The organism is Mucilaginibacter tolerans (assembly GCF_030519375.1).
Taxonomy (GTDB): Bacteria; Bacteroidota; Bacteroidia; order Sphingobacteriales; family Sphingobacteriaceae; genus Mucilaginibacter.
In genome coordinates this window covers 384876-397356 of record NZ_JAUMKB010000001.1, presented here as the reverse complement: position 1 = coordinate 397356, position 12481 = coordinate 384876, and the positions used below count along the sequence as shown (strand labels likewise).

Genomic DNA, 12481 nt, shown 5'->3' with positions numbered 1-12481 from the left:
TGGAAATATCAATAATCATAATAACTATTTAAGGGTCTTGTCATACTCAAAATGTGGAAAAAAACCACTGTAAAGGCATTATTTTTTATGCGGAAAAGTTTTTTTTTTAATAAAAACAGTTTAGCTTAGCTTTAATTAAAACAATAAACCTCAATATTTAAAAGGAGTAACTCAAATGAAAAAATTTACTGATGTAAAAAACCTTGTTGCGTCTTTGGAAGCAGATGCAGACAAATTCTACAACAAAGGCAACAGCGCCGCAGGAACCCGCGTTCGTAAAGGTATGCAGGAGCTTAAGAATTTAGCACAAGCAATTCGTTTGGAAATTCAGGATTCAAAAAACAAAGCATAAAGTATAGGCTTACTTTATCACCAAAAAACCCGCTTCCGAAAAGGGAGCGGGTTTCTGTATTTATAATAATATGTCTTTATTTTAATGAACAGCTACTGGAGAAGTCAAGTTCTTGGTTTCCAGTGCTATCTTTTCAGCTAGTTTGGCACTGACCTGTACCAGTGGCAATCTTACTTTGTTGCCACATATACCTAACGTTTTTAATGCAGTTTTTACACCGGCAGGGCTGCCTTCAGCAAACATCATCCGGGTAAACTCAATCATGGATGCATGTGCAGGCTGAGCTGCTTTGAAATCACCCTTCAGGCAAAGGCGGATCATGTCTGAAAACTGTCTTGGCAATGCATTTCCAACTACTGATATCACACCCACACCGCCTAATGCAATCATAGGAAGTGAAATTGGGTCATCACCAGAGATCAATAAAAAATCCTCCGGTTTGTCGCGCATGATCTGGTTCAACTGGTCAAAGTTGCCTGAAGCTTCTTTGATGCCAACAATATTTTTGAAATCCTTTGCTAATCTTACCGTTGTTTCAGCACTCACATTGCTACCTGTACGGCTTGGTACGTTGTACAGAATGATAGGCAGCGGCGATGCTTCAGCAATAGCTTTATAGTGCTGATAAATGCCTTCCTGTGTTGGTTTATTGTAATTCGGGCTGGCCGAAAGTATAGCGTCATAACCCCTTGTATCAAACTCCTTTACCTGTTGAACAACCTCATAAGTGTTATTGCCGGCAATACCAGCGACAAGGCCTGCACGACCCGCATTTACTTCGGCAGTGAAAGCAAAAATCTTCTTCTTCTCTTCCTTACTCAATGTGACTGATTCGCCGGTTGTACCTAATGATACGAGGTATTCCACCCCGCCGTCGATCAAATAATTGATCAGATTCCTGAGGCCCGCATAATCCACCTGTCCGTTTTCATCGAAAGGGGTTACCATGGCCACGCCTGTGCCATAAAATTTTTCCATTGTCGTAATAAAAAGAGTGTAAAGATAAAGAATAGAGATTAGAGATCAGCGATCAGAGATCAGTTTTTTGTTGTTGGGTTCATGTAGAGACGCGATGCATTGCGTCTCTGCGACATAGCAATAGAACCTTTTGTAACATTTACGTTAAACTACCCCCTCAGTTTTATTTATAGTTAATTGTGACTAATTTGTAATAACCAATTACAAACGCACCTATTATGAAAAAAGAGACCTTAAATGCTAATCATTTACCAGGTCCGGAAGAAAAAGAAGCACCCGCTTCCGGATCCACTTCTGCAATTGATCGCCGTAAATTTATTAAAACAGCCGCAACGGGTGCCCTGGCGCTTACCATTGTTCCGAGGCATGTATTGGGCGGTCCAAATCATATAGCACCCAGCGATAAGCTTACCTTGGCCTATGTTGGCTGCGGAACGCAGGGTTTGCGGGAGATACTGCCATTATTAGCGGTGCCGTCAATACAGATTGTTGCTGTATGCGATCCTAATCAATATGCTGTGGGGTACCGCGACTGGTCGAAATTTGGAATAAGAGATGAGGTGAGGAAGACGCTCAACAAATCCGATTGGAATCCGGGTGGCGACAATATGGTTGTTGGCGGGCGGGATAACGCGAAGGATATTGTTGATACTTATTACAGCGGTCAGAGGGGAGGGGATAATTTTAAAGCCTGTAACGCCTATGCGGACTATCGGGAATTACTGGAAAAAGAAAAAGATCTGGATGCGGTAAAGATCATCACGCCTGACCATTTGCATGGATTGTTTGCCATAGCGGCATTAAAGAGAAATAAACACGTCCTAATGCAAAAACCAGTCTCCAATCGTTTGCTGGAAGGAAAAGCGGTAATAGACCTGGCAAAGGAAAAACCCAATATCGTGACCCATCTTATTCCCTGGGACTCCAATGGCAAGATGGACCAGGTGATGGAGTGGATCAATGGGGGCAAGATCGGGAAACTGAAAGAAGTACATAACTGGACCAACCGCCCTGTGTGGCCGCAGTTCCCGACAATGCCAACTGAAACGGTTCCTGTGCCAGATGGCTTGAACTGGGATTTGTGGCTGGGGCCTGAAGCAGACCGCGCCTATTCGCCTGAGTATACAAACATGTTTTTCAGGGGATGGTATGATTTCGGCGGCGGTTCTATGGCTGATATGGGGCATTATAGTTTGTGGACGGTGTTTAATGCATTGCAATTGACCTCACCTGAGATTATTGAGCCTAATTTAAACCACTTCGTTACCATGAATGGTGTTACACCAGCCAGTGTAAAAAACGATTTCTCGTTCCCGATGGCTTCTACTGTGCGCTTCAGATATCCCGCAAATGGCGACAGGCCTCAAGTTGATCTTTGCTGGTATGATGGCGGTATGAAACCTCCGCTACCTGATGAATTGAGAGCATTAAATGAAGAACTGCCTAATGAAGGGTTTATGTTTGTGGGAGAAAAGGGCAAGATAATAACCGGATTTTATGTGAATAACCCGCGGCTTTTCTCGAAGAAAAAGAAGGAGGTAAAAGCAGCCATTGCAGGTGGACAAGCATACGCCCACGACAAAATGATCAACGCGCTACAGTTATTTGCCGATTCGTGCAAAGCTGGTAAGCAATACCCTGGTAGCTTTATTGAGGCCGAAGCACTGACAGAGGCAGTCAATTTATACGCGGCAGCCTTACGCTCAGGGCATTCGTTAAAATACGATGCAGCAAGCCGTCAAATAACCAACGTAACCGATGCAAACAAATACCTCACCCGTGAATATAGAATAGGGTGGGATCCGAAAACCATTTAAACCAAAAGCAAATGAACAGGAGAAAATTTATCGGTCACACCGCTGTAGGGGTAGGAGCTATGGCAATGATACCTCGTTTTTTACAGGCTGAAGAAATAAAGAAATATAAGCACCCGGTTGGTTTTCAAACTTTTCCAATAAGGGACCAGGTATCAAAAGACTTTTCCGGAACGATGAAAATCATGGCCGGTATGGGTTATCAGTATACTGAAATGTGTTATCCGAAAGGTTATGCCGGTGCAGGGTTCGCGCCTTTGGTTGGTGTAAAAGCTGCTGATCTGAAGAAAATGATCGAAGATGCGGGTCTGCAATGCCCAAGCTGCCACTTCGGTATGGGCGATCTGAAGAGTCATTTTGGTGAGTGCGTGGAATTTGCACATGGCCTAGGATTGTCGCAAATTGTAACGCCCGGTTTGGAAACGACGGGTAAGACGATCTCGGATTTCAAAGAAGCGGCCGGTGAGTTAAATAAGATTGCTGAAAAGGTCAAAGCTGAAGGTATGGCAACCGGTCTGCACAATCACAGCGGGGAGTTTAAGATGCTTGACGGTCAGCTTATTTATGATGCCATTATGGAAGCCCTGGATGACAATTTGGTAAAAATGCAGTTCCAGACGGAGGTGATCAACTTAGGATATAAAGGTTCAACCTATTTTAAAAAATATCCGGGAAGGTTTATCTCGGCCCACTTATCCGATTGGACCGCTGATAAAAAGCAGGTGCCTATTGGCAAAGGTGTCCTCGATTGGAAGGAGTTTTTTGAGGATGCAAAAACAGGTGGTATCAAGAACTTCTTCGTCGAAATGAACCAGGAGAATTATAAAGATAGCGCGGGATATATTCATGAGTTGTTGGGGTAATTTTAGTATTGTAACATTCCTTGTTAATTGTAGTTCTTATGGCAGGGAATACGTCTTTGTCCACGTGATCTTCTTGTCAACAAAATCATATAGTTCTTTAATTTCTTGTGTGGGCTGAATTATTTCATCGTCCGATTTAACTTTTTCAATTTCTTTTTTAAAGTCAATAAAAAACGTCCTATTATTTCGATTGTCAATGAAATAGCCTCGATACGCAAATTCTTCCTTATCGCTGACAGGCTGTTTATTGACACGGTTTAGAATTAAATATAAGGAGTCAAGTTTTTCCTGATTTATTATTGAGTAGGCCTTGTAAGTAAATCTCGCGTGTCTGAAATAACTTCTTGTGACAAGAAAGCAACAACCAACCTTTTTGATAACGAAAATGTGATAGGCCCATAAATCCATATTAGGACCAAATTGAAAAGCTAGCTCAATATCTTTTTTACGATTATAAAATTTAGTAAAGTCAATATCAGAGGCACGATAATTTGCAGGCACATAGTCATTCCAAAGCTTGGTAAACTTAGTTGTGTCTATATTCTCGATGTCCCTATACCAAAGCATTCTGTTAGTGTCCTTGTTTAACTTATAAAAATCTGATTTAGAAAAGGCAGATGTATCGTATTTAGTTATTCTGTTAAAGGTCTTTTTGGTTATGGTCTCTTTGGTTTTAAGGGTGTCACAGGCACAATTGATATATTCGGGATGTAAAGTGTCATTTGTTGAACAAACTGACATGAGCCCAAAAGATGCGATAAGATAGACTAGAAAAAGTCGTGTCATATTGTTGAGATGCAGGGAAACTTAAAATTCCACAGAATATTATAAAATAATTCCATGTCCAGAATTACTAAAAATCAAGTGGCAAACAACTAATAACCATTGAAAAATGACGGAATGACTAAAAACTCACCCCGATCCTCACCCCATTCTTATTATTACCGCCGCTATTGAATGAAGTGCCGTACATCACCCTGAAAGTGAGATATTGTACGCCGAAGCCAAGCTCATAGTAATTATGCAGCTCAGGCGTAGCGAGGTAGTTAAAATCGACGATTTCCTGTAGCTTCAACTTGCGGATCAACGGAATTTTATTTGTAATAAAACCCGAAAAATTATGCTCAATATGCCCCTCAATATATTCTTTATAGGTGCTAAAACGATAATAATCAAGTAATAAGAAGCTATTTATGTTATTCTGATAAAATAATATCTGGTTGCCGCTGAATTGTTTGTAATCGGGGAAGTACAATGCGTGGGCATTTAGGAATTTGCCTGCCCCGGCAAAAAATGAAGTCCGTCCATAAACACCAAGGCTGATGTCCTTTTTGCTGATATCGGCGCTTAGCAGATCGTAGTCCACATCAGAACCAAAGATGCTTTTAATACCCTTGGTAAAGGTTAAGCCAATGGTTGGATAATCAGATGGTAAATAGCGCCTTCCAAAAGGGTAGGTTTCATATTTATTGCTGAAATCATAAGTGGTTCGCAGCGTTAATTTGAACGACTGGTTCTCTGCAAACAACGGTATATCTTGATTAGGCCTCAACGGGTTATTAGAGCTGAACTCATGATGATCAGGATGAAAAAAACTGTAATTGTTGGTGTTTGGCAGCGATTTCCGGTTCGCATATTCAACAGTTGCGCTGGCCTGCCATCCGCCGGTTATCCTGCCTGATAATGCTGCTGAGGCAAATCGCTTTTGATAGAGTTTCTGGTAATTCTCCCGCTCAAACAACGTGTAAATGGTATTGAAAAATGGTGAAATAGGCTCTTTATCGTTCATATCAACCACATCAGAGCCTCCGGCGATGTTTAAATAATATTCGACGATGGGAAGGGTAGCGTTCGCCTTTGCATTAAACAAATGATCCGAAAAGCCATAGCGTACATTGGCCCCCAGACTAATGCGTTTGTTGCTATTCGTATCAGCCTGTTTGCGAAAGGTCATGCCATAGTTAAGTACAGGGCCTTCAACGGTGTTAAACAACAATGAGGTGGCAAGCGGGTCGATATGATAAAATTCCCTCTTATATCTGTTTATGATATTTACTCCGGTCAGCATCAGCCCCCCGGGCGTTACCTTGTTGGTCTCCCGGTCTAGTGAGTCAAGGTAGGGCTTCGATTCCCTTTTTCTGGCTAATATTTCTTTCTTTTTATAATCTGTTTTTTCCTCGTCGGTTAATGGCAATGGCCTTTCGTTATTCCAATAGGCTGTATCATTTTTGTTGACCTTTTGGGGGATGTGCAGTAGCTCATTGAATTCGTGTTTTTTGAATGTCGGGTTTAGATCGTAATCTTTATAAACAGATACGAAATACCCTTTCAGCCTGAAACCTAGTAGGCCCCCGCCAAATTCAAATTTATTGGACGATTGTACCCACGTATCACCCACAGGCATAAACTGTTGGTTGACGCGCAGCGTATCGACAAAATTGATATTAGCACGGCTGGTAATTTGCAGATCGAGCGCGTAAATATGCCAGCTATCGTCAATGATATAAATAATGCCGTCAAAACAAGGATCGTGTGCGCGGCGCGGGGTAACTTTTATTTTGTTAATGGTTACACCATTTTCCGAAGAGGTACCCAATAATTTATAGCGGTAATAAAACAAAGCATTATCCGAAACAGGCGATACCAATGGCCTGTTGCTTAGTCCGCCCCAACTTTGAAAGTTTTCATAAAAGTTTACCTTGGCATCACTGGCGCGGTTAAAGCTGAACATCTGGTTACTGCCGGAGAACTTGGACGATATCATTTCTTCATGCAATTGCCCGGGATATTGGTAACTCAGCTTTGATTCAGATTCGGATAAATAAACGATGCCCCGGCGGTTAGAGTCCAGCCCGATCTCTTTGCTTGCCTTCTGAATATCAAAACCCATAAACTTTTTGGGGGCCGATAATAACTTCTGCAAGCCTTTGATGTACACTTCGCAGGTGTATGCTTTTACCTCACTCAGGTGCGCTTTTCGTTTTTTGATAGCCTTGCGAATAATGGCATAAGCCGGGTCCTCGCCATTGCCATTAATGGTGACAGCCTTTAATTCATAAACCTCGGCTGAGAGCGTAATATTAAGCGTGGTAGCCGCTTCAATATTGATATGCCGGGTTTCCTGTTTATAACCTACCGCTTTAAACTGTAAATCGTACTGACCGGAATGCAACCCTAATGAGTAGTCGCCTTCGCTATTTGCCGATGCCCCATTGGTTGTGTTTTTTACATACACATTGGCAAAAGGTACGGGTTTCCCAGTTTGGTCAGTGATTTTACCGTTGATGGTTACCTTCTGTGCAAAGGCGGTAAAACAAATTCCCCAGGATAATAAGAATAGTAAGGCTGGTTTCATAAGCAAGCGGCTTTACGCTAATACGTTTGTAAGTTAACAAAGTAATTAGACGCCGATTGTTAAATATTGTTAAGACACGATTTTAAGATTTGTAGGATTTTCTTGATTGACGTATGATGTTACAATCGTGCTAATCACACAAATCCTAAAATCGTGTCATAGCATCCCCATCAATTCCTCATCGCTAATAATCGGAATATTTAGTTTTGTTGCTTTCTCCAGCTTTGAGGGCCCCATGTTGTCCCCGGCAACCAGGTAATTGAGTTTGGGTGAAATGGAACTCAATATCTTGCCGCCGTTTTGTTCTATGATGTCTTTCAATTCATCTCGGGAATATTTTTCAAAAGTTCCTGAGATGATGAATGTTTTGCCTACCAGTTTCTCGCTCTGCAGTATAACTTCTTTTTCTTCGGCCACAAACTGCAAACCCTGCGCTTTCAATTTTTCAATTTCTTCGCGGTGCTTTTCATCTGCAAAATATTCGATAATGCTGCGAGCAATACGTTCGCCAATTTCTTCTACAGCATTCAGTTCGTCAAAAGATGCCGCCATCAGGTTATCGATGGTTTTGAAGTGTGTAGTCAGTTTTTTGGCAACCGTAGCGCCTACATAACGGATACCCAGGCCAAACAACACCCGGTCGAATGGCATTTGTTTTGATTTTTCAATGCCATCCAGCATGTTATTGATGGATTTCTCGCCAAAGCGCTCCATCGTTTTCAACTGGTCGGCTTTGTTATGAAGGTCATAGATATCGCTGATGTGTTTTATAAAGCCTTTCTGATATAAGGTTTCAATGGTTTCGTCGCCCAGGCCGTCAATATCCATCACCTTGCGCCCGGTAAAGTGCTGCATTTTACCCACAATTTGGGTAGGGCAGCCCTCGTCATTCGGGCAATAAAAGGCAGCTTCGCCTTCTTTGCGCTCGAGCGGCGTGTTACAATCCGGGCAAGTAGTACGATAAATAATAGCTTTAGCGCCGGGCTTGCGCTTTTCAAGATTTACACTGATGATCTTCGGGATGATCTCACCTCCTTTTTCTACATAAACCGAGTCACCCTCATGCAAATCGAGGCGGATGATCTCGTTGGCGTTGTGCAGGGTAGCACGTTTAACAGTCGTCCCGGCTAACGATATGGGTTTTAGATTTGCAACAGGGGTCACAGCACCCGTACGTCCTACCTGGTAACTTACACTTAACAATTCGGTTTCAACGCGTTCCGCTTTGTATTTATAAGCAATAGCCCAGCGTGGCGATTTAGCCGTAAAGCCAAGTTCCTGTTGCTGTGAGTAATTATTTACCTTGATCACAATACCATCGATATCATAGCTTAGGTGAAATCGCTTACTTTCCCACTCGCCGATAAATTTCAGCACTTCTTGAATATTAGCGCACAAACGGCTTTCATCATTTACTGGGAAGCCCCAGTTTTTTACGGCCTGCAAACTTTCCCAATGGGTTCTAAACAACTGCTTTTCGGTATACAGAAAATACATGAAGCTGTCCAGCGGACGTTTGGCTACTTCGGCAGAGTCTTGTAGTTTGATAGTTCCCGAAGCAAAATTCCTGGGGTTAGCATAAGGTGGTTCACCATTCTCAATACGCTCATCATTTAAACGTTCAAAAGCCTTCAGGTGCATAAATACTTCTCCCCGTATCTCAAAATCATCAGGGTAATCGGCTTCCGGAAGTTTTTTAGGTATGCTGCGGATGGTTTTTACGTTAGTGGTCACTTCATCACCTTGTGTACCATCGCCGCGGGTAACTGCTTGTTCCAACTTGCCGTCTTTATAGGTGAGGCTCATGGACAAGCCATCGAATTTTAGCTCGCATACATATTCAAAATTTTCGCCTATCGCTTTTTTAATGCGCTCGTCAAAGTCAAGCAGCTCTTGCTCATTATAGGTATTACCCAATGACAGCATGGGCCAACGGTGTTTTACTGTCTTGAATTCTTTGGTGATAAATCCCCCCACATTTTGCGTAGGCGAATCCGGATCGATCAGTTCGGGGAACTGTGTTTCCAAGGCAATCAGTTCTTCAAGCTTTTTGTCGAACTCAAGGTCTGTAATAGTGGGCATGGCCAGCACATAGTAATTATAGTTGTGCTGCTTAAGTTCAGCCGAGAGGGCCGCTATCCTTTTTTTCGCTTCTTCGAAAGTCATAAGCGAAGATAATAAATATGTGATTTTGCCAAGCTTTAAGTTGAATTGTTAAAAAATGTTAACCCTTTTAAATCCTATAAAAAATATAGAGTAAGTTGGGAAAATGCAAATTCACAAATGTGGAAAACGGGGAAGGAAAACCAATGTGGTGGGAAAAAAATTCCACACCTGTATTTAAGCAAGCTGGAACAGAACGTTATAAAATAAAAATAGCTGAGCCTCGCGCCCAGCCACCTTTACTAATTAATTTAACTGTTATATGTAAGGCAAACAGTGTGCCAAATCTTAAATTTTCTTTTGATGCAACCTGTTTTAAGTTCAAAATATTTAAAAAAGCCTGATTTTTTACCTAAAAGAAAATCCTTAACTGTATAGTTTATCCGGGCCGGAGTTTTTGTTTTGGGTAACAGAGGTCACTTTTACCCGAAATGTATAAATTGCTTCTACAAGTTGTGTAAATGGATGCACAAGAATCAGTGAGTAGTGGGTAATGGGTAATGATCAGTCCCCAAATTACAACTGCCCACTGCATACCGCTAATTGGCATTAGTGCTTCCCTGCATCCGGATTTTGCCCCTGCGGGTTTTCTTTCGCCAGCATAGCTTCTTTAATCAGTTTTACCGGAGCACTACCATAGCTCAGAAATTTCTCGTTGAACTCTTTCAAAGTGTATTTATCGCCTATTTTACTTTTCCAGTCATCACGCAGATCCATAATCTCCTTGTATCCGGTGAAATAGCTGTCCAGTTGTACACTGGTAACACATACGCGTTTCCATTTACCTTCAGCCTCGGCTTGTTGCTGAAATGCCTCATGCGTCAATAATGCCATGGCGGTTTGCTTCGGCATGTTCTGACAATGCACACCGTAGTCCAGTATGGTGTTACACACAGCGCGCAAATGCCATTTATACCAAATCAGCCACATTTCCGGATCGCCGTTGCCATAGCCATTGTCCAGCATCATCTGTTCACTGTAAACAGCCCAGCCTTCTACCATAGCTCCGTTGCCGAAGACAGATTTGATCATGCTCGGTGCTTTGTTTGAATAAACTAGCTGTACATAGTGGCCCGGTATGGCTTCATGTATACAAAGCATCTGTAAAGTATACTGGTTATATTCTCTCAGGTAGCTTTCTGCTTTTTCGGGTGCCCATCCTGCTAAACTACCTACATTGAAATAAGAGTTTTGTGTATTATCATACGGCCCTGGCGAACTCATGGAAGCCCCCGCTACACCTGACATATACCCCGGCTCTTTGCGCACAACCAAAGGTTTGGTAGGATCCATGGTTAGCAGACCCTTTTGGGCAACGAACGTTGTCAGTTTTGGAAGCAATTGAGTAATAGTAGCCTGAAACTCGTCAGGCCTTGCATGTTTAACCGACAGCGTGTCGATCATTTTGGCGATCATGTCCAGCGTATCCGTTGGCGCAGGCTGGTTTCCGAAATATTTTGGCCACAGTTTCAGGGCGATTTTTCCCATCTCATGATGGATGAACTTTTTACGTTCAATGGCTGCATTGTAAATCTGCTGGGCTGTTTCCGAAGCTTGTATTTCGTATTTGAATTTGTCGTCATACAAATCCTTACCCAGTCTGAAACTTCGCGGGTGATCATTTTTTAGATTTTTCAGAAATTCAGTATAGCCATTTATTGCATCGGTGCATAATTTCGCCCTGTCTAGCATCTGTTTTTGTGTAGCCTCAGGTAACCTGGTTTTCTTAAGAGAATCGGCAAAGTCAGCTCCAAAAACGCTTAAACCTCCCTGGTGCTGCTCAATAGCCAGATTGGTGAGTTCAACAACCGGATTTTTAATGTCTTTTTCCGCCTCTTTGTAATAAGCAGGTACATTGAGCATTTTTTGATAGAAGTTAGTAAGACGTTTATCCAGCGGCGCATAATGTTCACTCAGAATATAGGCAAAAGTTCCTATCACATTATAAGACGACGGGTCCCATTCGTAAGCCTTTAGTTGTTCCATTTGCCATTGCATATACTGCAGTTGATTTTGCATCATGGCATAATCCATTTTGTTGGTTTGCAGAAAGGCAGCGGGTTGGTATCTGCCCAGCGAATCCAATTGCACCTTAACGAAATGCAGTTGTTTCTCGCGCGTTTTTTTGTCTGGTATCAATAAAATGGAGTCATACTTATGATAACCTACGCTGGTACCCCAGTCCGGAAACTGTTTCCAAAGTTCATCCAGGAAAAAGGTTTCATATTTATTAAAAGAAACATCGTCCATACTACCCTGGATAGGGCCAACCGATGCATCTTTTTTACAGGCAGCAAAAAGTGCAACGAATAGGATAAAAGCTATAGTTTTTTTAATCACCGGAGAATTTTTTAATCGTTCCGATAAACTTAAAACTTTTTAAATGAAATTGCCTAATTTATCACCGCACTACAATAAAATTCACAAACATCAATCCAGCCCCTTTGTATATTGAATTATGAAAAGCGAACACGAAATTTTAATAGAGGAATTAGTAAAACTCCTGAACGGCGGCAATGCCCATGCCAGCCTGGATGATGCTTTGAATGGCCTGCCTGCAAAGCTCAGAGGAGAAAAGCCGGCAAACTTACCTTATTCAATCTGGCAATTGGTGGAGCACATCCGAATAGCACAATGGGATATGCTCAAGTTTAGCGAGGACGAGAAGCATGAGTCGCCTGAATGGCCCGAAGGGTATTGGGTTAAAGATGTTGCCCCAAAAGATGACGCTGAATGGGAAGATTCATTGAGGCAAATAAAAGCCGAGCGCGATGAGTTTATCAATCTGTTAAAGAGCGGGGACATTTATCAAGCAATCCCGCATGGCGATGGTCAAAGTATATTACGCGAAGCACTGCAAATAGCTGATCATAACGCTTACCATACGGCCGAGATCATCGTGATCAGGAGAATGCTTGGAGACTGGAAGTAGTTCTGAGCCGCAAGTATAAAGTTG

General features: G+C 42.2%; 10 protein-coding genes. 5 read left to right on the top strand and 5 right to left on the bottom strand.

What is annotated here, in order from left to right:
• Positions 1-175: 175 nt before the first annotated feature.
• Positions 176-352: a histone H1 gene (locus tag Q3A68_RS01970; RefSeq protein ID WP_302899329.1), complete on the top strand. Its 177-nt coding sequence runs from the start codon at positions 176-178 to the stop codon at positions 350-352.
• An 81-nt stretch (positions 353-433) separates the two neighbouring features.
• On the opposite strand, the gene dapA is transcribed toward Q3A68_RS01970, so the two are convergent.
• On the bottom strand, positions 434-1330 hold the full coding sequence (gene dapA / locus Q3A68_RS01965) for a 4-hydroxy-tetrahydrodipicolinate synthase (RefSeq protein WP_302899328.1): 897 nt from the start codon (positions 1328-1330) through the stop codon (positions 434-436).
• A 218-nt stretch (positions 1331-1548) separates the two neighbouring features.
• Between dapA and Q3A68_RS01960 the strand changes: the two genes are divergently transcribed.
• Positions 1549-3147 carry a Gfo/Idh/MocA family protein gene (locus tag Q3A68_RS01960; protein ID WP_302899327.1) on the top strand — a complete coding sequence of 533 codons (1599 nt, stop codon included), beginning with the start codon at positions 1549-1551 and terminating at the stop codon, positions 3145-3147.
• 11 nt (positions 3148-3158) lie between these two features.
• The gene (locus tag Q3A68_RS01955; protein ID WP_302899326.1) at positions 3159-4007 is read left to right on the top strand and encodes a sugar phosphate isomerase/epimerase family protein; all 849 of its coding nucleotides are present in this window, start codon (positions 3159-3161) and stop codon (positions 4005-4007) included.
• 36 nt (positions 4008-4043) lie between these two features.
• Here Q3A68_RS01955 and Q3A68_RS01950 read toward each other — a convergent pair whose 3' ends face one another.
• From Q3A68_RS01950 to ligA, 3 genes are all read right to left on the bottom strand, one after another.
• Positions 4044-4793, bottom strand: coding sequence for a hypothetical protein (locus Q3A68_RS01950; protein WP_302899325.1), 750 nt, complete (start codon positions 4791-4793; stop codon positions 4044-4046).
• A gap of 118 nt (positions 4794-4911) precedes the next feature.
• Positions 4912-7362, bottom strand: a complete 2451-nt coding sequence (locus Q3A68_RS01945; RefSeq protein ID WP_302899324.1) for a DUF5686 and carboxypeptidase regulatory-like domain-containing protein — start codon at positions 7360-7362, stop codon at positions 4912-4914.
• A 156-nt stretch (positions 7363-7518) separates the two neighbouring features.
• Positions 7519-9528: an NAD-dependent DNA ligase LigA gene (ligA, locus tag Q3A68_RS01940; protein ID WP_302899323.1), complete on the bottom strand. Its 2010-nt coding sequence runs from the start codon at positions 9526-9528 to the stop codon at positions 7519-7521.
• Positions 9529-9647: 119 nt separating this feature from the next.
• Here ligA and Q3A68_RS01935 point away from each other — a divergent pair, with 119 nt between their 5' ends.
• Positions 9648-9869: a hypothetical protein gene (locus Q3A68_RS01935; RefSeq protein ID WP_302899322.1), complete on the top strand. Its 222-nt coding sequence runs from the start codon at positions 9648-9650 to the stop codon at positions 9867-9869.
• 205 nt (positions 9870-10074) lie between these two features.
• Here the strand turns inward: Q3A68_RS01935 and Q3A68_RS01930 are convergent, their stop codons facing one another.
• Complete coding sequence (locus tag Q3A68_RS01930) at positions 10075-11865, bottom strand: DUF885 domain-containing protein (RefSeq protein WP_302899321.1); 1791 nt, start codon at positions 11863-11865, stop codon at positions 10075-10077.
• 118 nt (positions 11866-11983) lie between these two features.
• Between Q3A68_RS01930 and Q3A68_RS01925 the strand changes: the two genes are divergently transcribed.
• On the top strand, positions 11984-12457 hold the full coding sequence (locus Q3A68_RS01925; protein ID WP_302899320.1) for a DinB family protein: 474 nt from the start codon (positions 11984-11986) through the stop codon (positions 12455-12457).
• Positions 12458-12481: the final 24 nt, after the last annotated feature.

What these genes read in the sequence shown, in the direction of transcription:
- Q3A68_RS01970 (WP_302899329.1), top strand. Translation starts at nt 176, where the DNA reads ATGAAAAAATTTACTGATGTAAAAAACCTTGTTGCGTCTTTGGAAGCA.
- dapA (WP_302899328.1), bottom strand. Translation starts at nt 1,330, where the DNA reads ATGGAAAAATTTTATGGCACAGGCGTGGCCATGGTAACCCCTTTCGAT.
- Q3A68_RS01960 (WP_302899327.1), top strand. Translation starts at nt 1,549, where the DNA reads ATGAAAAAAGAGACCTTAAATGCTAATCATTTACCAGGTCCGGAAGAA.
- Q3A68_RS01955 (WP_302899326.1), top strand. Translation starts at nt 3,159, where the DNA reads ATGAACAGGAGAAAATTTATCGGTCACACCGCTGTAGGGGTAGGAGCT.
- Q3A68_RS01950 (WP_302899325.1), bottom strand. Translation starts at nt 4,793, where the DNA reads ATGACACGACTTTTTCTAGTCTATCTTATCGCATCTTTTGGGCTCATG.
- Q3A68_RS01945 (WP_302899324.1), bottom strand. Translation starts at nt 7,362, where the DNA reads ATGAAACCAGCCTTACTATTCTTATTATCCTGGGGAATTTGTTTTACC.
- ligA (WP_302899323.1), bottom strand. Translation starts at nt 9,528, where the DNA reads ATGACTTTCGAAGAAGCGAAAAAAAGGATAGCGGCCCTCTCGGCTGAA.
- Q3A68_RS01925 (WP_302899320.1), top strand. Translation starts at nt 11,984, where the DNA reads ATGAAAAGCGAACACGAAATTTTAATAGAGGAATTAGTAAAACTCCTG.